This is a genomic window from Sphingomonas floccifaciens (assembly GCF_042681125.1).
Classification (GTDB): Bacteria; Pseudomonadota; Alphaproteobacteria; order Sphingomonadales; family Sphingomonadaceae; genus Sphingomonas; species Sphingomonas floccifaciens.
On the sequence record NZ_JBHUFC010000002.1, the window covers coordinates 564,025 to 582,093 of the forward strand.

At 66.5% G+C, this 18,069-nt stretch carries 16 protein-coding genes; 12 read left to right on the forward strand and 4 right to left on the reverse strand.

The annotated features are described in order from the left end of the window. Positions 1-89: 89 nt before the first annotated feature. Entirely contained in the window at positions 90-626 is a 537-nt protein-coding gene (locus ACFSC3_RS05560) for an RNA polymerase sigma factor (protein WP_380939405.1), read from the reverse strand. A gap of 451 nt (positions 627-1,077) precedes the next feature. Between ACFSC3_RS05560 and ACFSC3_RS05565 the strand changes: the two genes are divergently transcribed. From ACFSC3_RS05565 to ACFSC3_RS05605, 9 genes are all read left to right on the forward strand, one after another. After that, the gene (locus tag ACFSC3_RS05565; protein ID WP_380939406.1) at positions 1,078-2,205 is read left to right on the forward strand and encodes a helix-turn-helix transcriptional regulator; all 1,128 of its coding nucleotides are present in this window, start codon (positions 1,078-1,080) and stop codon (positions 2,203-2,205) included. A gap of 176 nt (positions 2,206-2,381) precedes the next feature. Further along, positions 2,382-3,866 carry a hypothetical protein gene (locus ACFSC3_RS05570; protein WP_380939407.1) on the forward strand — a complete coding sequence of 495 codons (1,485 nt, stop codon included), beginning with the start codon at positions 2,382-2,384 and terminating at the stop codon, positions 3,864-3,866. A gap of 84 nt (positions 3,867-3,950) precedes the next feature. Further along, positions 3,951-4,322, forward strand: coding sequence for a hypothetical protein (locus ACFSC3_RS05575; protein WP_380939408.1), 372 nt, complete (start codon positions 3,951-3,953; stop codon positions 4,320-4,322). After that, the gene (locus ACFSC3_RS05580; protein WP_380939409.1) at positions 4,319-5,020 is read left to right on the forward strand and encodes a C39 family peptidase; all 702 of its coding nucleotides are present in this window, start codon (positions 4,319-4,321) and stop codon (positions 5,018-5,020) included. The genes ACFSC3_RS05575 and ACFSC3_RS05580 overlap by 4 nt, the downstream gene beginning before the upstream one ends. Then, a complete protein-coding gene (locus ACFSC3_RS05585) occupies positions 5,020-5,688 on the forward strand; it encodes a hypothetical protein (protein ID WP_380939410.1) in 669 nt (222 codons plus the stop codon). The genes ACFSC3_RS05580 and ACFSC3_RS05585 overlap by 1 nt, the downstream gene beginning before the upstream one ends. Then, on the forward strand, positions 5,688-7,028 hold the full coding sequence (locus tag ACFSC3_RS05590) for a transporter (RefSeq protein WP_380939411.1): 1,341 nt from the start codon (positions 5,688-5,690) through the stop codon (positions 7,026-7,028). Before ACFSC3_RS05585 ends, ACFSC3_RS05590 begins: the two co-directional genes overlap by 1 nt. A gap of 68 nt (positions 7,029-7,096) precedes the next feature. Then, positions 7,097-8,308 carry a hypothetical protein gene (locus tag ACFSC3_RS05595; RefSeq protein ID WP_380939412.1) on the forward strand — a complete coding sequence of 404 codons (1,212 nt, stop codon included), beginning with the start codon at positions 7,097-7,099 and terminating at the stop codon, positions 8,306-8,308. Positions 8,309-8,333: 25 nt separating this feature from the next. Continuing rightward, positions 8,334-8,900: a fasciclin domain-containing protein gene (locus tag ACFSC3_RS05600; RefSeq protein WP_380939413.1), complete on the forward strand. Its 567-nt coding sequence runs from the start codon at positions 8,334-8,336 to the stop codon at positions 8,898-8,900. Positions 8,901-9,152: 252 nt separating this feature from the next. After that, on the forward strand, positions 9,153-11,363 hold the full coding sequence (locus ACFSC3_RS05605) for a DUF305 domain-containing protein (protein WP_380939414.1): 2,211 nt from the start codon (positions 9,153-9,155) through the stop codon (positions 11,361-11,363). A 26-nt stretch (positions 11,364-11,389) separates the two neighbouring features. Here the strand turns inward: ACFSC3_RS05605 and ACFSC3_RS05610 are convergent, their stop codons facing one another. Next, entirely contained in the window at positions 11,390-12,715 is a 1,326-nt protein-coding gene (locus ACFSC3_RS05610) for a sensor histidine kinase (protein WP_380939415.1), read from the reverse strand. Then, positions 12,712-13,380, reverse strand: a complete 669-nt coding sequence (locus ACFSC3_RS05615; protein ID WP_380939416.1) for a response regulator — start codon at positions 13,378-13,380, stop codon at positions 12,712-12,714. The genes ACFSC3_RS05610 and ACFSC3_RS05615 overlap by 4 nt, the downstream gene beginning before the upstream one ends. A gap of 109 nt (positions 13,381-13,489) precedes the next feature. On the opposite strand from ACFSC3_RS05615, the gene ACFSC3_RS05620 reads away from it, so the two are divergent. Beyond that, on the forward strand, positions 13,490-14,131 hold the full coding sequence (locus ACFSC3_RS05620) for a hypothetical protein (protein ID WP_380939417.1): 642 nt from the start codon (positions 13,490-13,492) through the stop codon (positions 14,129-14,131). Positions 14,132-14,202: 71 nt separating this feature from the next. On the opposite strand, the gene ACFSC3_RS05625 is transcribed toward ACFSC3_RS05620, so the two are convergent. After that, positions 14,203-15,132: a DUF1996 domain-containing protein gene (locus ACFSC3_RS05625; RefSeq protein ID WP_380939418.1), complete on the reverse strand. Its 930-nt coding sequence runs from the start codon at positions 15,130-15,132 to the stop codon at positions 14,203-14,205. A 43-nt stretch (positions 15,133-15,175) separates the two neighbouring features. Here ACFSC3_RS05625 and ACFSC3_RS05630 point away from each other — a divergent pair, with 43 nt between their 5' ends. Both ACFSC3_RS05630 and ACFSC3_RS05635 read left to right on the forward strand, forming a co-directional pair. Further along, positions 15,176-15,631: a hypothetical protein gene (locus tag ACFSC3_RS05630; protein WP_380939419.1), complete on the forward strand. Its 456-nt coding sequence runs from the start codon at positions 15,176-15,178 to the stop codon at positions 15,629-15,631. 122 nt (positions 15,632-15,753) lie between these two features. Next, positions 15,754-18,066: a TonB-dependent receptor gene (locus tag ACFSC3_RS05635; RefSeq protein ID WP_380939420.1), complete on the forward strand. Its 2,313-nt coding sequence runs from the start codon at positions 15,754-15,756 to the stop codon at positions 18,064-18,066. The last annotated feature ends 3 nt before the right edge of the window (positions 18,067-18,069 follow it).

The following is an 18,069-nucleotide window of genomic DNA, read 5'->3' on the forward strand; positions in this document are numbered from 1 at the left end:
TGGCTAGGGCGGCGCGACATTGCCCGCCCGATCCTTGGACGCCGCTTGGGCGGATATCCTTTGATCGCCCCGAAAAATAATTCGCGCGCTCACGCATCGGCATCGCCCCCGAGCAGGCGGCGGGCCTCGTGCAGGCGCCAGGACACGGTCGCCTCCGCGATGCCCAGGATTGCTGCGGCCTCTGCGTGGGTCAGCTGCTGTCCTGCGACCAGCACGACGACGTCGCGATAGGCGGGCTTCAGTCGCGCGACCGCACTGCGCATCCAGACCGCATCGTGCAGGTCGCGACCGTCCGGCGCGCGCGACAGGCCTGCGAGGACACCGAGCCGCTCGGTCAGCCCCTTGAACGATCGCCGGCGGCGGCGATGGTCGTGGCAGGCGTTGACCACGATGCGGCAGATCCAGGTCGTGACTTTGGCCTCGCCCCGGAACTCGCCGATCCGCGTCGCGAGCGTGCAGCAGACATCCTGCGCGATGTCGTCGGCATCGGCGCGCGATCCGATCATCTGCCATGCCAGACCGTGAATGCGGTCATAGTGGCGGCGCAGCAGGGCGTCGAATGCCGCCCGGTCGCCGGCTTGCGCTGCGGCGACCAGCGCCGGATCGGAGCCGTCGGCGTCAGCCACGCGATCGTGCCCCGCAACGGTTGCCCGCGCGGATGCCTGTCATAGCGAAGCGATCAAGCCGAACCCCTGTCACCGCAAGCATGATGCCGCAAAGACCGGCGCGACACCATGGCCCCGCCGAGGCGCCGGTAACGTACGGTCAATGTAAGCAGCGCGACCCGAGTGGAACTTTTGCGCAAGTAAAGTGTGTGGTCGGCACGTTCTTCGAAACAACAAAAGTCGGCGCTTTTTATTACAAAAACACAACTCAAGTTAAGGTAAATTCGGGTTTGTATTGATGTGCGTCGGCAATGGTGCATGATTAAACGGTTACGGTTAATCCCTCGTCAATCTTTGGCGACGCGCGGTTGCCTTGGTTTTGTGGTCGAAGGACCGGTTTGGGTAATCGCGGGTCGCACTGAAGTTGCCGTCTTCGAAGTCTCGCAGCTCTTGAGCAAAAGGTGCCGATCCGATGTCCGTCACGCCGATCGACCACAGTTCGCGACCGCAGCTGATCTGGACTGTTCCAGCCGCCGAACCTGAGGCGCCGCCGGTCGCGCCGAGCGATGGGTTGATCGAGGATCTGGCGCGGGTGGTCGCGCAGGAATGCGAGGCTGACGACATATTGGTCGCGCTGCATGAACCCGACCGCGACACCGCCGCCTTGTTCTTCATGGGGCGTCACGCCGGATGCAGCGCGACGCAGCGGAGCCTGCTGGCGGTGGCGGACGACGCCCTGCTCGACACTGGCGCCGGGGCGGCGTGGACGACGATCGCACTCGAGGATGATGAGACCGCGGGCGTCCTGACGACCCGCGTCGTCGGCGAGGCATCGGCGACCGGGCGCATCACCATCACCACGCTGTTCGGAACGATCGGCGAAGCGACGCGCGGGCGGGCGCGCAAGGTGGCGCAGCGGCTTGCCCCGCTGGTCTCCGCCTTCTTCCGCCTGTGGCAACAGCGGCTGCGGGTGGCGGCCCAGCTCGAAGGACTGACGGCGGCGGTCAATCACAGCGACGTCGGCGTGGTGATCGTCGACGAAACCGCCTCGATCCTGTTCGGCAATGCCGCGGCACAGGCGATGCTCGGCCAGCGTGACGGCGTGCGAACGACCGGCGGGCGGCTGGCGGCGGGGCGGCTCGGCGATACGCTGCGGCTTCAGGCTGCGATCGCGCATGTCGCCGCGGCTGACGGTGTAGACGCAGGCCATGCGGAGGCGCCGGTCATTGCGCTCCCGCGACCGGGGCGCCGTGCGCTGATGGCAGCGCTGGTGGCGGCAGGGACGGCGGGCGGGGGGAGCGTCATCGTCCACCTGTTCGATCCAGACACCGACCTTGCCGCGCTCGTCGATCCGGTGTGCAAGCATTACGGCCTGTCCCCGGTCGAGACGCGACTGGCGCGGCTGATCGCCGGCGGCGCCAGCCTGTCGGAAGCGGCCGAAGCGATGCGCGTCCGCGAACAGAGCGCGCGGTCCTATCTCAAGCATATCTTCCTGAAGACCGAGACGAAGCGCCAGGGCGAACTCGTCGGGTTGCTGCTGCGCAGTTCGGTGCGGACGACGCCTGCCTGCCAGACGAATTTCATCCTTACCCTCAAATAGGGGTGGGTGGTTATGCCATCCGGGGGCGGCGGCAAGTCGCGTTCCGGGGCAGCTTTGCGCAGGCGAAGCGGGTGACAAGGCAAGGGTGCCAAACCGGCGCCGCTCCGTCTCGATCCCGGCCGACCCCGCCCGAGAGCGTGACGTGGCGAACCTGATCAGGAAGGATGCCCCACGCCATGAAATCCCATCTTCTCGAATCCTGCTCCGTCGCCGCCCTGCTGATCGTCGCGCCGGCAACCGCAATGGCGCAATCGACCACTCCCACGCCGACCACCACCACCTCCGCAGGTGCCGGCCAGAATGCCGCAGCCGGTGGCTCCAGCGCGACCAGCAACGCGTCCGTGACCGACAGCTATAACGACGCGTCGACGCGCAACAGCTCGACGATGACCGACAACAGCGACAATTCCGATCGGTCGGACAATTCCACGGTGACGCGCACCATCTCCGACAGCGGCAACACCGCGACCGATAACAGCGACAATTCGGACCGCTCCGACAATTCGACCACCACGTCGACGTTGACCACGACGTCCACCGCCGACAGCGGGAATGACAATAGCGACAACTCGGACCGGTCGGACAACAGCGTCCGCACGACGACCACGACGTCGGACAGTGGCAACGACAACAGCGACAACAGCGACCGCTCGGACAACTCGACGCGCACCCGCACCACGACCAATACGTCGGACAGCAACAACGACAATTCGGTGACGACCGACGCCAGCGATAACAGCGATCGTTCGGACAATTCGACGACCACGACGACGCGCACGTCGGACAGCAACAACGATAATTCGGTGATGACCGACGCCAGCGACAACAGCGACCGGTCGGATAATTCGACGACCACGACGACCACCACGCGCACGGCGGACAGCAACAACGACAACAGCGACAATTCCGACCGGTCGAACAACTCGACGAATGCGAGCAACAACGACAGCAGCGACAATTCGGATCGATCGAACAATTCTACCAACGCGAGCAACAACGACAGCAGCGACAATTCTGATCGCTCGAACAGCTCGACGAACGCCAGCAACAACGACAATTCGGTGACGCGCAACAGCGGCAACGACAACAGCGACAGCAGCGATCGTTCGGACAATTCGACGACCACGACGAACAATGCGACCGACAGCTACAACGACAACAGCGACAATTCGGATCGCTCGTCGACCGACAGCCGCGATCAGTCGGACAACAGCTCGGCATCGGGCGGGCGCTTCGCCGCTAACAACGGCAGCCGCGTGACCGATAACTCGGACAACAGCGACAATAGCGACAATTCGGACCGGTCGGACAATTCGACCAATACCGACAACTCGGTCACGACTCGCGACAGCGGCAACGACAACTCGACCAACAGCTGGTCGGACACGTCGAGCAAGACCGGCACCGCATCCACGTCGAACGTGTTCGGTGACGGAGCGATCGTCGCATCGTCGACACTGTCCAGCTATGTCACCGGCGTCAGCGTTACCTTCCAGGGCTCGAACGGTGACGGTACGTCGACCGACAACAGCCTGCGCAACGGCGGTAGTGCCTTCCAAAACTTCGCCGGCATGCAGGCACTCAACCAGAACACCGGCGTCGGCGCATCGCAGAACGCCAGCGTCAGCGTCGCCGTACGGACCCGGGACGTCGCTTTCTAAGGGCTGCCCCTGTTGCCCTTGGAACCGGCTGGCGACGGGGCTCCGTCGCCAGCCACCTTTTCTCCGATGCGAAAGGACCGTGAAATGACCCTCGTCCAGTCCCCGCTTCGCTCCACGCTGATCCTGTCGGCACTGCTGCTGCCGGTGGCGGCCGTCGCCCAAGACGCGCCGCCGGTCACGCCGCCGGTCTTCGCCGCGGTCGAGACCATCGCCGATGCCGAACTGCGCACGATCGCAGGGCGCGAGGATATCGCGCAGCACGCGATGGCCGATCAGGTCGCGGGCGTCTCGCACAACAGCGTCGGCGACAATGTCCGCACCGGCGACGCGCGGATCGCCGACAATGCACTGCAAAACCTGTCCGGCCTGTCGATCCTGAACGTCAACACCGGCAACAATGTCGCGATCAACGCGGCGATGAACGTCAACATCGCGATCATGCCGCCGCGTCCATGAGGCGAGCGGGGCTTTTGTTGCCGCTGGCGCTGGTTGTCGGGGGATGCACGGGCTCGGTCGCCGAGGGGCCGCGCTTCGTCGCCGCCGGTTCGCCGGTCGGCGATGTCGTGCTGCCGGTGGGGACGGTCGAGGAGCGCAAGTTCATCGGCGTGATCCGCCAGCAATATGACTTCAGCTGTGGATCGGCAGCGCTCGCGACCCTGTTGCGGCACCACTACGATTTTGCCGTAACCGAGGCGGTGGCGTTCCGCGGCATGTGGGCACGCGGCGACCGCGAGCAGATCCGCCGCGTCGGCTTCTCCCTCCTCGACATGAAGCGCTGGCTGGCGAGCCGGGGGCTGGAAGCGGATGGCTATAAGGTGCCGCTCGAACAGATCGCGACAACCGGAATTCCCGGCATCGCGCTCATCGCGGTCAAGAACTACCGCCATTTCGTCGTCGTGAAGGGCGTGACGAAGCACGAGGTGCTGCTGGGCGATCCGTCCTTCGGCCTGACCGTCATGCCGCGCGACCAGTTCCAGGCGGCTTGGAACGGCATCTATTTCGTCATCGGTCAGGATCAGGCGCTGGCGAAGGCGCGGTTCAACCGCCCCGGCCAGTGGCTCGCCTATGGCCGCGCGCCGATCGGCGGTCCCTTCACCGATCCGGTCAGCCAGCAGGCGCTGATGCTGACCGCCCCCAGCTACGGAGACATCTGATGAGCCTGCCGGCGGCGTTGCTGTTCTGGGGGGTGGGGGCGGTATTCACCGCGCCCGTGGCCTCGGATGACGAACTGGCCGGCATGCGCGGCGGGTTTCGCCTGCCCAGCGGGATCGACATCGCGATGACCGTCCAGACCCAGACCGCGATCGACGGCCAGATCGCGCTGCGCACCGTCTTCAAGATCGATCAGGGCGCCCCGACGTTGGTCGCCTATGTCCCGCGCGCCGGAACCAGCGTGGCGATCGAACGGACCGCCGCCGATCCGCGCGCCGCCGCCGCCAATCCCACGATCACTTATGACAACCGCACCGGCATTCGCGTGACGCCGGGCCTGGCGAACAGCGTCGGGGTCGGCAGCGGCGGCGTGCAGGATCTCGGGGACATACCGGCCGGGCTGGTCGAGGCCGGCGCGGGATCGGGCGTTGCCATCGATGCGCGCGGCGGGGTGAAGACGGCGCGGATCGACAGCGCCGACCTGATGATCGTGCATGTCGCCGGTCAAGCGTTCGGCTCGGCGATCGCCAACACCGCCAACGACCGCGCGATCGATACGCAGACCAGCGTCGCGATCCAGGTCGGCAATGCTGCGCCCGACGTCATCGGGTCCAGTCTGTTCCGAACGCAGGGCGTCGCGCTCGACGCGCTTGCCGGGCGGCTGCGGTGATGCGCGCCCGGTTCGCCGCAAGCGCGCTGCTCGCCACCACCGCATTGTCGCTTGCCGTGCCCGCGGCGGCTCAGCGTCGTGCCGCGCCGGCCCGGTCGGGCGTCCAGGCACAGCTCGACCAGGCGATGGCGTTGCTGCGCCAGCAATCCGCGCAGATCGAAGCGCAGGCAGCGCAGATCGCGGAACTGCGCGCGCGGCTCGACAGCAACGAGCGTGCCGTCGCCGACGCACGATCGCTGCCGTCGATCCCTCCCGGCCGCGCGATCCAGGCGGCGCAAGGGGCGTCGGGCGCCAGTCCAGGCGACCCGGTGGCGGCGCAGCAGGTTCCTCTCGAACGTGTCGGGCAGGCGCCGGAGGATGTCGAGCAGCCGATCCAGCTTGCCGTGCTCGACAATGCCGCCAGCGTCGTCACCCGCCGCAACCAGATCACGGCCGAAGTGCAGTTCGACTATGCCCGTGCCGACCGCAATCGCGCGATCTTCCGCGGGATCGAACTGGTCGAGGCGGTGCTGGTCGGCGTGTTCGACATCAACGAGAATCGCCAGGACGTGCTGACCGCCTCCGCGTCGGTGCGCGGCGGCGTGACCGACCGGCTGGAGGTCGGCATCCGCCTGCCCTATATCTATCGCGCGGACACGTCGATCATCGCGCCGATCGCCAATTCGACGATGAACGATTCCGCGGCGACCATCGACAATTCGGTGAAGGGCCAGGGGATCGGCGACCTGGAATTGAGCGCGCGGTACCAGCTGCTCGATGGCGGGCGCGGGCGGCCCTATGTCATCGCCAACCTGCAAGGCGTCGTCCCGACCGGCAGCGACCCGTTCGCCATTCCGCGCGACGGGGTCGGCCGTGCGATCCGGGCAGCGACGGGAGCGGGGTTCTACGGCATCTCGGCGGGGGCGACCGCGATCCTGCCGACCGATCCGGTCGTGCTGTTCGGGACGCTCGGCTACACCTACAATATCGGCAAGTCGGTCGACACGCGCATCCCGCCGATCGCGATCACCTATGTCGACCCCGGCGACTCGATTTCCGCCAGCGCGGGCATCGGCATCGCGTTCAACCAGCGCACGACGCTGAACCTCGGCTACGCGCACAGCTGGGCATTCGGCACCCGCACCCGCACGCGTCTGCTGGAGCCGAGTGCGGCATGGCCCGGCGAGCGCGAGACGCGGTCGCGGGACTTGCAGGTCGGGCGGTTCCTGTTCGGCGTGACCTATCGCGCGACCGATCGTGCCAGCATCAACTGGGCGGTGGAGGTCGGCGCGACCGAGGACGCGACCGACGTGCGCACCACCCTGCGTGTACCGATCGTCCTGCTGCTGGGCGGGTCCTGAGCCAGACCTCGCGGGGAACAGCAGCGTAACGACCGCGTTCCATTGATCCGTATCGATGGAGAGCGTGTATGCGTACCCTGTGTCTCGCAGCTGGCGTAGCGGCGCTGGCGTTGGTTGCTCCGGCAATGAGCCAGGAAGGAAAGGGCGGCGGTCCGCCCGGCGGCAAGGGCGGCGGTCCCGGTGGGCAGGGTGGAGCACCGAAGGGCGGTCCGGGCGGCGGTCCTGGCGGCCAATCGAAGGGCGGCCCCGGCGGTCCGGACCGGGTAAGAGGCGAGTGGAAAAACGGTCCGGATGTCGCGCGAAAGGGTGGCGATGGCGGGCCGGATGGGCCGCAGGGCGGTCGCGGCGGGCCGGATCGAGCAAAGGGCGAATGGAAACGCGGTCCCGATGTCGCGCGGAACGGCGGCGACTGGGGCCCCGGAGCGGCGCCGCAAGACGGTCCGGACTGGAAAAGCGGTCCGGCCGGAAAAGGCGGCCCCGACCGGAAAGGCGATCGTGAATGGAAGGGCGAAGGCCCGCGCGGCAAGGGGCCGGATGATCGCGGCCCTGCATTCGACGCCGGAGCGCCTGCCGCCCGTTTCGCCTCGCGTCGTTGGGAGGGCGACGGCTATCGTTGGAACCAGCGCGACCATGCCATTCCCGTCAGCTACGGTTGCCCACCCGGCCTGACCCCGCGCGGTGACGCCTGTGTCGCGCCGCGCGATCTGCGTCGGCTCCAGCCTGGTACCGGTTGGGCCGACTGGTATCCGGTGCAGTATCAGAACGACGATTATGAATGGGGCTATGGCGACGGTTACCTCTACCGCTACGCCGACGGCAGTGATGGCGGCGGCCTCGGCGGTTTGGGCGGTCTGGGCAGTGGCCTCGGGGGCGGACTGGGCAGCCTGATCTCGGCGTTTATCCCCCTGCTCGGCGGCGGGCTGTTCAACGGCAACAGCTGGCCGCAGCAGTATAAAGACTATCAGGTGCCGGACTATTACGACCGGTTCTACGGGTCGGGGTATGATGGCAACTACGACTATCGCTACGCCGACGACGCGATCTTCGCGGTCAATCCGGGATCGAACCGGATCGATTCGATCGCTGGCCTGCTGACCGGCGATGCCTGGGGCGTCGGGCAGCGGATGCCGGTCGGCTACGACCTGTACAACGTACCGCTCCAGTACCGCGACCGCTTCGCCGACGATGCCGACCATATGTACCGATACAGCGACGGTTACGTCTACGACGTCGACCCCAGCACCCAGTTGGTGCGCGCCGTAAGCGAACTGTTGGGCTGACATGGCAAGCGAGAAGGGGACGCGCATGACGCGGGCGAAAATGGCGGCCACGCTGGCCGCGATGGGATTGGCGACGCTTGGACTGGCGGCGTGCAAGGACAAGGTGCCGGACGGCAACACGTCCGTCGCCGCCGCCGATCAGCCGAGCATGCTCGACGCGCTGGGCGATGCCAAGGGTGTCGGTGCGACCAGCCGGATGGTCAAGCAGGCCGGCCTCGACCGGATGTTCGGCGGAGCGGGCAGTTACACGCTGTTCGCGCCGACCGACGCGGCGGTCGCGGCACTGCCGGAGGCGGATCGCCAGCGGCTGGAAAGCGCGGACGGTCGGCCGCAACTGGTTGCACTGCTGCGCCAGCATATAGCGCCGGGCTATATCGGCCTCGCCGACATCAACCAGGGCCTGGCGCGCAAGGACGGGACCGTTCAGCTGGCGACGGTCGGCGGCCAGCCGCTGACACTGCGCAAACAGGGTGAGGCGATCGTCGTCGGCTCTGGTGCAGACGCCCCGCGCCTGGTCGGCCAGCCGGTGGCGACGCGCAATGGCGTGATCTTCCCGATCGACCGCGTGCTCCCACCGCCGAGCGTGAAGTAAAGCGATGGCGAATCGACAGTCGAACTTTCCTCCCCTGCAAGGGGAGGGGGACCGCCGCGAAGCGGTGGTAGAGGGGTGTCCCGCTATCGAGAGCGCGACACCCCTCCGTCAGCGCTGCGCGCTGCCACCTCCCCTTGCAGGGGAGGATCGGCGCTGATTGTCGATTCGGCCTAGCTACAGCCGGCGCATTCGGCCCTTTCCAATCGACCGCCACGCGGTACTATCGACCCCGACAACGATCAGGGGGTGGATATGCGGAACGGACGGACGCGCTGGCTGGCTTGCGGCAGCCTCGTCGCTGTGACGATGATCGGGGTGGCGAGCGCGCAACAGGCGCCCATCGTTCAGCCCGGTGCTCCGGGCGGTGCGCCACGCACGCTGAATGCGGCGGATGCGAGCAAGATCGCCGCCACCCGCTATTCCCCCGAAGACGTCGCCTTCATGCGCAACATGATCGCCCATCACGCCCAGGCACTGGAGATGGTCGGGCTCGTCAAGACGCGCACCAACACGCCCGACATCGTGAAGGTCGCCGACCGCATCCAGGCGTCGCAAGGCGACGAGATGACGTTCATGCGAGAATGGCTGACCAGCCGCGGCCAGGCCGTGCCGACGGCCGCGAGCGCATCGGGCGATCATGCGGGCCATATGATGGCAGGCGGCATGGGCGGCACCATCGCGATGAAGGGCATGGCGACGCCGGAACAGCTTGCCGCGCTTGCCGCCGCGAAGGGCACCGAGTTCGACCGCCAGTTCCTGACGCTGATGATCGCGCATCATCAAGGCGCCCTGACGATGGTCCGTGATCTGCTGTCGCATCCCGGATCGGCCTATGACCCGGTGATGGCGCAGTTCGCCAACGACGTGCGAACCGAGCAGCAGGCGGAGATCAACCGCATGGGCGCGCTGCTCGGCGGGCTGTCCAGCGATCCGCGCGCGACACTTGCCGCCGGGCTGACCAAGCCGGGCATCGCACAGTGGAACATGCGGCTGGTCGCCTCGCTGCCAAAGCCGCCAGGCTTCTTCGACCCCGCCAACCCCGGCGGGCTCCAGCCGCGCGTGCCGCCGAAGGACGGTGCCCCGCCGCCCAAGCCGGGTGCCGAGGCCGCGCCGCCGGAGTTCGGCCAGCGCGGGTCGCTGCTCAGCTTCTGGAATACTGACATGGCCTTCTCGGGCGACATGCTGGTGACCGGCAGCTACCACGGCTTCAACATCTACAAGCTGGGCGCGAATGGGACGCCCGCTCTGATGAGTTCGGTGGTGTGCCCGGGCGGGCAGGGCGACATTTCGATCGCCGGCAAGCTGCTCGTCATGTCGGTGGAGGAAACCCGCGGCCGCGTCGATTGCGGGCTGCAGGGCGTCGCGGCGGAGGCGAGCCCGGACCGGTTCCGCGGCTTGCGCATCTTCGACATCTCCGATCCAACGCGACCCGTTCAGGTCGGCCAGGTCCAGACCTGCCGCGGCAGCCACACCCACTCGATCGTCTCGTCCGACGACCGGCGGATCGTCATCTATAATTCGGGAACGGCGGAGGTTCGTGACGAAAAGGAACTGGCCGGTTGCATCGGCGACGTGCCGGGCGATGCGCGCACCGCGCTATTCAGCATCGACGTGATCGAGATCCCGGTCGCCAACCCGTCCGCCGCCCGCATCGTCGACCGGCCGCGCGTGTTCGCCGACGAAGGCACCGGCCAGATCGCTGGCCTGTGGCGCGGAGGCGATCACGGGGAGGGGACGCAGGACACCTATCGCACCGATCAGTGTCACGACATCACCGTCTTCCCATCGAAGAAGATCGCGGCGGGCGCCTGTTCGGGCAACGGCATCTTGCTCGACATTTCCGACCCGCTGAAGCCGAAGCGGATCGATGCCGTCAACGATCCCGGCTTCGCCTATTGGCACTCGGCGACGTTCAACAACGACGGGACGAAGGTGATCTTCACCGACGAATGGGGCGGCGGCGCGCGCCCGCGGTGCCGTGCCTATGATCCGAAGGGCTATGGCGCCGACGCGATCTACGACATCGTCGATCGCAAGCTGGTGCGGCGCGGATCGTACAAGCTGCCGGCGCCACAGGGCGACAAGGAAAATTGCGTCGCCCACAACGGATCGATCGTGCCGGTCCCCGGTCGCGACCTGTTCGTCCAGGCCTGGTATCAGGGCGGCATCTCGGTCGTCGACTTCACCGACAGCGCCAACCCGCGCGAAATCGCCTATTTCGACCGCGGCCCGATCGACGCAGAGCAGATGGTGCTGGGCGGCTTCTGGTCGGCCTATTATTATCGCGGCAAGATCTACGGCACCGAAATCTCGCGAGGACTCGACGTGCTGGCGCTGGAGCCGAGCCAGTTCCTGACCCAGAAGGACCTGACCGCGGCGGCCTCGGCGCGCTATCCGGGCGGTGTTTTCAATCCGCAGACGCAGCAGCCGGTGACTTGGCCGGCTAAGGTCGCGGAGCGGTAACGGGCAGGGGGGCGGCTGGGCAGGTCCTAGCTTGCCCGCGGTAAGGTGACCCGCGCCAGCAGGCCACCTCCCGGCGCATCATCGAGCGTCAGGGCGCCGCCGTGCAGTTCGGCCAGTTCGCGCGCGATGGTCAGGCCGAAGCCGTGCCCGTCGCCCCGCTCGTCCAGCCGCGTGCCCGGTGCGGTCGCGCGCAGCCGGTCGGCGGCGGGGATGCCGGGGCCATCGTCGGCAATGCTTAGGTGGATGACCCGATCCTCGGCCTGCGCCATCACGGTGACGCGCGTCACGGCGTGGCGGGCGGCATTGTCGATCAGGTTGCCGGCGAGTTCGTCCAGATCCTGCGCGCCGATCGATGCGGATAGGTCGTCAGGCGCGTCGACCTCGATCGCGATGCGACCGCCATGCAGTCGCGCCACCGTCGCCGCCAGATCGTTCAGCGCCGGTGCCAGCAGCGTCGCCGCGCGCCGGTCGGTCGCCGCTGTACGCGCACGTCCGAGATGATGCCGCAACGTCGCGTCGATCCGTGACAGCTGCGCCTGCGCCATCGCATCGCCGGCGAGGTGCAGGCCGAGCGTAGCCACCGGCGTCTTCAACGCGTGCGCAAGATTGGCCGCGGACGCACGCGCGTTCGCCAGCGCTGTGTCGGTATCGGCGGCCAGAGCGTTCAATTCGCGCGCGAGGGGGGCCAGTTCGTCGGGTACGTCCTCCGGGACGCGTGTCGCCTGGCCGCGACGGATCGCCTCGACCGCGGCCTGGAGCTTCGCCAGAGGTCGCAGGCCCAACCGCAACTGGACGACCGCCGCACTGCCGAGCGCCAGCCCGAGGACCAGCAGCGATATCGCGAGCGGCATCAGGGCTGCGAAGACCGGCCGGTCGATTCGATCGCGCGGGACCGCGACCGCAACGCGTGCCTCGCCGGCTGCGGTCACGACGACGGCGGTCAGGCCATGCACCCTTCGGCCATCAGCCAGTCGCGCCTCGAATGGGCGGGCATCGTTGGATGTGAGCAGAGGCGGTCCGAGGGGCAGGGGCGGGCCGAGGCGATGATCGTCGCGAGCTATCAGGTCTTGCGCGCCGATCGTCTGCCCACCGGGAAGATCGACCCGCCACGGCTCTTCGGGCGCGATGCGCGTCGTCAACCGCGTGAGTTGCGCACTGTCGATTCCCCCATCGGGCCGGACCGCGCTCTCCAGTGCCGTCAGTCGGTCGCCCAGCCGCGCGTCGACGCCTTCGATCACGAATCGCTGCATGATGCCGCCGATCGCGATCCCCGCGATTGCCAGGGCCGCCAGCGTCGCGAGCAGCGACAGCACGAACATTCGCCCGAACAGCGATGTCGGCAGCAGCTTCACGCCAGCGCGCTCGCGGTCAAACGGTAGCCGCGGCCGCGCACCGTCTCGATCAACGTCGCGCCGATCTTCTTGCGCAGCCGCCCGACGATGACCTCCAGGCTGTTCGAGTCGACGTCGGCATCCCCTTCGTACACGCGCTCCATCAATTCCAGGCGATCAATCACCGCTTCCCTGCGCAGCATCAGCGCCGACAACACGCGCCATTCCAGCGCGGTCAGCTTCAGCGGAAGGCCGTCGAGTTCGAACTGCCCGGTCTGCGCCTCGAAGGCGAGGGGGCCGCAGTCGATTCGGCTGGCGGCATGGCCCGCAGCGCGACGGACCAGCGCACGCAGCCGCATGACCAGCTCCTCGACGCGGAAGGGTTTCACCAGATAATCGTCAGCCCCCGCCTTGAACCCGGCGACCTTGTCCGACCAGGCTTCGCGCGCGGTCAGGATCAGCACGGGCAGATCGCGTCCGTCTGTCCGCCAGTCACGCAGGACGTGTATGCCGTCCTTCTCCGGCAGGCCGATGTCGAGCACCGCGGCGTCATAGGCTTCGGTCGCGCCGGCATGGCCGCCGTCGATGCCGTCGGCGAACAGGTCGACCGCACAATGCTCGGCACGCAGCGCGCGGGCGATGGCGGGGCCGAGATCCGGGTCGTCCTCGATCAGCAGGATGCGCATGGCGGGCGGCTACCTCCCTCTCTTAAACCGAACCTGAACGTCCGGGTTCAGTCGGGCGGTGGCAGGGTGGGCGTACAAACCGGTCTATCGACAAGCAAGGAGCAGATCGATGGTCGACTTTCGAACGATGAAGAACAGCCGCGCGGCCTTGGCCGCCGGTGCCGCGGTGTTGGTCGCGCTGGGCGCAGCCGGCGGGGCGGGGGCGGTCCAGGCGACGCGTCCCAATGTGGAAATGGCGCCGACGGTGGCGACGCCTGCTGCCAAATTGGCGGCATCGAGCGGCGTGGTGACGGTGAAGGGGCGGGTTGCCGAAGTCTATGGCGACCGTTTCGTCCTCCAGGACGGCAGCGGGCGCGCGATGGTCGCCGCGGGTCGCGAGGCGCGCGGGACGGTCAGCGTCGGACAGTCGGTGATGGTGCAGGGCCGATACGACGAGGGACAGTTGCGTGCCAGCTATCTGGTCGACCAGAACGGGCGCGTCGCTGCTGTGGGGCCGCGCGCGCTCGGTCCGCGCGGTCCGGGTCCGCACGGCGGCCCCGGTCGCGATGGTCCCCCGCCGCCGCCGCCGGCCGGATGCGCGCCGATGCCGGGAGGTCCAGGCGGTGCGGGTGCCGTGCCGCCTCCGCCGCCCCCGCCGGTTGGTGAAGCCGCTGGCGTGCCGGGCATCGCCCCTCCGCCGCCGCCCCCTGCGAGTGCCGCAAAAGCCGCTCCCCTGCTGCCACCAACGCCGCCCACGGCGCCGCAGCGCTAAGCCGCAGACAAAGACGATGCCGCGGGTGTGCCATCACGCCCGCGGCATCGCGTTTTAAACAAAATCGGGGTTTATTTTACCGGCATGCCGACCAGCGAAATCGCGTTCGGGAAAGTATAGCCAGCAATAGTCGCCAGCTGCTTGCCGTTGCCAAGGTCGCCACCGGAGCAACTGAGCGCCTTGTCGATGCAATTGGCGGTCCAGAGGCTCTGCACCTCGTCTTCCCACGCGCCGAACCAATCGGCGTGCGCGCTGGCACCGCCTTCCATGTTCATCGCGATGTCGGACGACAGCTTCCAATCCGCGGCAGTACCGTCATTGGTGTACCACGTACCGGCCTCGAAGAACGGCAGGAGATAGGGGTGGGTCGACGGGCAGACCGGAGCGCCATGAATTCCGTCATAATATTGATAGGCCATGTGCGACCGGTGATCCGGGGTATCGAGTTCGGTCCCGTTCCAGCAGTTGGGGCCGACCAGCAACATGCCGATCTTCGCACCGGTCGGACACCCCTTTGCAGCTTCCTTGATGCTCTTGAAATGGCCGCTGACCGCACCGACGCCGTCGCAGTTGAACCAGCCCATGCGTTCCGGGCTGCTCTTCGACGGATCGTTCATGTTGTAGCCGAAGACGTAGCGCAGACCACGCGGCAGAGGCAGGCATGCCTTTGCGTAGGGCTCGCTGCAATATTGCGACCCTTGCGGTGCCCGCTTGTAATAGATGCTGATCCAGTTCGGCATCACCACCCGCCCCGATGGATGCATCATCGACGGTACCCAATAGGCCGACCGGTTCAGCAGGTTGTTGCAGGTGCTCTCGCCGGTCGTGCGTAGCGAAGTATAGGTCGAATTCGCATCCGTACCTGTGTTGCCGAAGAACGTATGCAGATGCGACTTTCCCGGCTGTCCGGGGAAGACGATCGGATCGTCATAGGCGTTGTGCGAGGGCGCACATATGAAGCGGAAGGCGCCTTCGACGCCGGGTGCTTCATTCCCCGGCACTGCGCCCGTTCCCCATGACGCGGTCAGAAAGCGCGAGACATCGATGTTCGACCGCACCGGTTCCAACCCGGTGAGGGACGGCGATGCGACGGTCCCGGACGTAGCTGTCGCGGGGCTCGTCGTCGCGGGTGCGGATGTCGTGGTGCCGGTCGACGGGGTGGTCGCAGTGGAGTTGCTGGCCGATCCGACGACAGAGACACTGCCGCCGGAACCCGAACCGGAACCATCGCCGCCACAGGCGACAAGAGCGAGTGCGGCGAGCATGGGTGCGCGCCGCATTAGGGAGCCTAATGCTGTGAACATGGGATGTGGCCGTTGCCTGGAGGGGACTGAAAAGGTGGTTTTCACGGTGTTAACCACATCGCATCAAAGGGTTAAGAAACCGTTCTGCGACCTCGGCGCAGCATTGTTTCGTCTCATCGCTAGTTTGATGGAATCCTGCGCCGAAACGATCGGAGTCGACGTGCGCCGATTTCAGATAGGCAACCGGTTTTCATAACCCAGTTAGGTTGTGACATTCATTCACGCGCGTGATAGTGAATGTTGACACGTGAATTTCGGCCTGCGATTGAACGGACAACAGCCGAATCAAGAAATCGGCGGGCAAGTGGGAGAGAGATCATGCGGGCAAAGTACCTGGCATCGGCGTGCGCCGTTGCGACCCTGTTCGGCACCACCGCGGCCATGGCACAGGCTGTCGTCACCCCGGCCACTCCGACTACATCGACCAAGCCGCCGCTGATCGGCCAGGAGTCGACCGACGATGCTCCGGGCAACGACGATGTCATCGTGACGGCCACCCGCCGCGCCGAACGCATCCAGGACGTGCCGCTCAGCATCACCGCCTTCCAGCAGGAAGAGCTGACGACGAAGGGCATCGTCGGCTTCGAGGGCATCGCGCGCGAGACGCCGGGCGTGATCCTCAATCGCCCGACCCAGAATTTCAACAACTTCACCGCCCGCGGCATCGCGACCAACGGCTACAATGCCAATCTGCAGAGCTCGGTCGCGGTCTATATCGACGAACTGCCCGTCTCGACCATTGGCAACACCACGGTCGTCGACCCGAACCTGTTCGACGTCGAACGCGTCGAGTTTCTGCGTGGACCGCAGGGGACGCTGTTCGGTTCAGGATCGCTGTCGGGCGCGATGCGCATCCTGACCAAGAGTCCGGACCTCAACAACTTCGATCGATCGGCGCTGGTCGACCTGGGGCTGACCGGCAGTGACAGCTTCCGCCAGCGCTATAATGCGATGATCAACGTGCCGATCATCGATGACAGGTTCGCCGTCCGCGCGGTCGGCTTCTATCGCAACGAAGAGGGCTATCTCGACAACGTCGGGACCGGCGTCCACAATTCCAATACGCTGATCGACTATGGCGGACGCGTCATCGCGCTGATCAAGCCGACCGACAGTTTCTCGATCCGCCTGCTCGCTTCCTACGAGAACAGCGACCCGAAAGACTCATCGCTGACCAGCCCGTCGCTGGGCCGTGAAAAGCGGATTTCGGATCGCCCGGACCGCTTCACAGGCGAACAGACGATCCTCAATGCGACGATCGACTGGGACCTGGGTGCAGGCAAGCTGACCAGCAGCAGCACCTTCTCCGACTTCAACCAGCGCTTCTACGTCGACCTGGCGAACACCTTCGGCTTCGCGATCCCGTTCGCGCTCGACGCCGACGCGCGCGACAAGGTGTTCGTGGAGGAAGCGCGGTTCGTGTCGGACTTCTCAGGCCCGCTCAACTTCGTGGTCGGTGGCTTCTACCTTCACCGCCGGCGCGACACCGACTTCAACTATCGCTCGTCGATCGCCTTCCTGCGCGCGCGTAATCTGACCGGGCTGCCGGACGAATATTACATCCGCCAGATGACCTACCAGAACTCGAACGAACTGGCCGGGTTCGGCGAATTGACCTACCGTTTCAGCCCGCGCTTCTGGCTGACCGGCGGCGTCCGTTACGGTCGTCTCGATGCGCAGGCCTTCACCGAGGCGGGCGGTATCGGCAGCGGGTCCAACTATTATGCGCTGGCGCTCGGCGGCGTCCGCAACGCCGTTATCACCACGGCGCCGTTCGCGGCTGTTACGGGTATCAAGGCGGAGGCGAAGAAGCCGTCGTGGAAGGCGAGCGCGTCGTTTAAGCCCGCCGACAACATCACGACCTATGCGACCTTCTCGACCGGCTTCCGCGCGCCGATCGTCAATGCGTTCGCCGGCCGCCCCAGCCTCGTCACGCCGAACGACATCATCATCCCGGCCGGCGCGTCGTCGGACGATCTCAAGAGCTACGAGATCGGCACCAAGACGCAGTTCCTGAACGGCCTGGTGACGATCAACGCCGCGGCCTATCTGATCGACTGGTCGAACATTCAGGCGCAGGCCAACCGCGTGTCGGATTCGGTCCAGTTCGCGACCAACATCGGCGCAGCGCGCAGCAAGGGCGTGGAGCTGGAGATGGGCGTCGTCCCGGCCAAGGACGTCTTCATCGGCCTGAACGCCGCGTATAACGATGCGAAGATCACCCGCCTGTCGGCCGCCGAAGCGGCCATTTCGGGCGCGGTGCTTGGCCACCGGCTGTCGGCCCCGCGTCTGCAGGGGGCGCTGTTCACTTCGATCGGGTTCGACCTGGGCGACACGACCAAGGGCACGCTGGCGATCAACGCGCAATATGTGGGGTCGTACAACAGCTCGTTCCCGAACACGCCGGGCCGTCCGGGCGTCCGCATCGCGACGTTCGGCAAGACCGACGAATATGTGAACACGAACATCAGCTTCGGCATCAAGCGCGGACCTGTCTCCGCCCAAGCCTATGTCGAGAACCTGTTCGACGATCATTCGGTGGTCTACATCCACCCGGAGGCGTTCCTAGCGAGCCGATCCGGCACGCTGCGGCCGCGGACGGTCGGCCTGCGCCTCGGCTACGGGCTCTAAGAC

Coding starts and splice junctions, on each gene's coding strand:
- ACFSC3_RS05565 (WP_380939406.1), top strand. CDS start 1,078: ATGTCCGTCACGCCGATCGACCACAGTTCGCGACCGCAGCTGATCTGG.
- ACFSC3_RS05570 (WP_380939407.1), top strand. CDS start 2,382: ATGAAATCCCATCTTCTCGAATCCTGCTCCGTCGCCGCCCTGCTGATC.
- ACFSC3_RS05575 (WP_380939408.1), top strand. CDS start 3,951: ATGACCCTCGTCCAGTCCCCGCTTCGCTCCACGCTGATCCTGTCGGCA.
- ACFSC3_RS05580 (WP_380939409.1), top strand. CDS start 4,319: ATGAGGCGAGCGGGGCTTTTGTTGCCGCTGGCGCTGGTTGTCGGGGGA.
- ACFSC3_RS05585 (WP_380939410.1), top strand. CDS start 5,020: ATGAGCCTGCCGGCGGCGTTGCTGTTCTGGGGGGTGGGGGCGGTATTC.
- ACFSC3_RS05590 (WP_380939411.1), top strand. CDS start 5,688: ATGCGCGCCCGGTTCGCCGCAAGCGCGCTGCTCGCCACCACCGCATTG.
- ACFSC3_RS05595 (WP_380939412.1), top strand. CDS start 7,097: ATGCGTACCCTGTGTCTCGCAGCTGGCGTAGCGGCGCTGGCGTTGGTT.
- ACFSC3_RS05600 (WP_380939413.1), top strand. CDS start 8,334: ATGACGCGGGCGAAAATGGCGGCCACGCTGGCCGCGATGGGATTGGCG.
- ACFSC3_RS05605 (WP_380939414.1), top strand. CDS start 9,153: ATGCGGAACGGACGGACGCGCTGGCTGGCTTGCGGCAGCCTCGTCGCT.
- ACFSC3_RS05615 (WP_380939416.1), bottom strand. CDS start 13,380: ATGCGCATCCTGCTGATCGAGGACGACCCGGATCTCGGCCCCGCCATC.
- ACFSC3_RS05620 (WP_380939417.1), top strand. CDS start 13,490: ATGGTCGACTTTCGAACGATGAAGAACAGCCGCGCGGCCTTGGCCGCC.
- ACFSC3_RS05630 (WP_380939419.1), top strand. CDS start 15,176: ATGTTCGACCGCACCGGTTCCAACCCGGTGAGGGACGGCGATGCGACG.
- ACFSC3_RS05635 (WP_380939420.1), top strand. CDS start 15,754: ATGCGGGCAAAGTACCTGGCATCGGCGTGCGCCGTTGCGACCCTGTTC.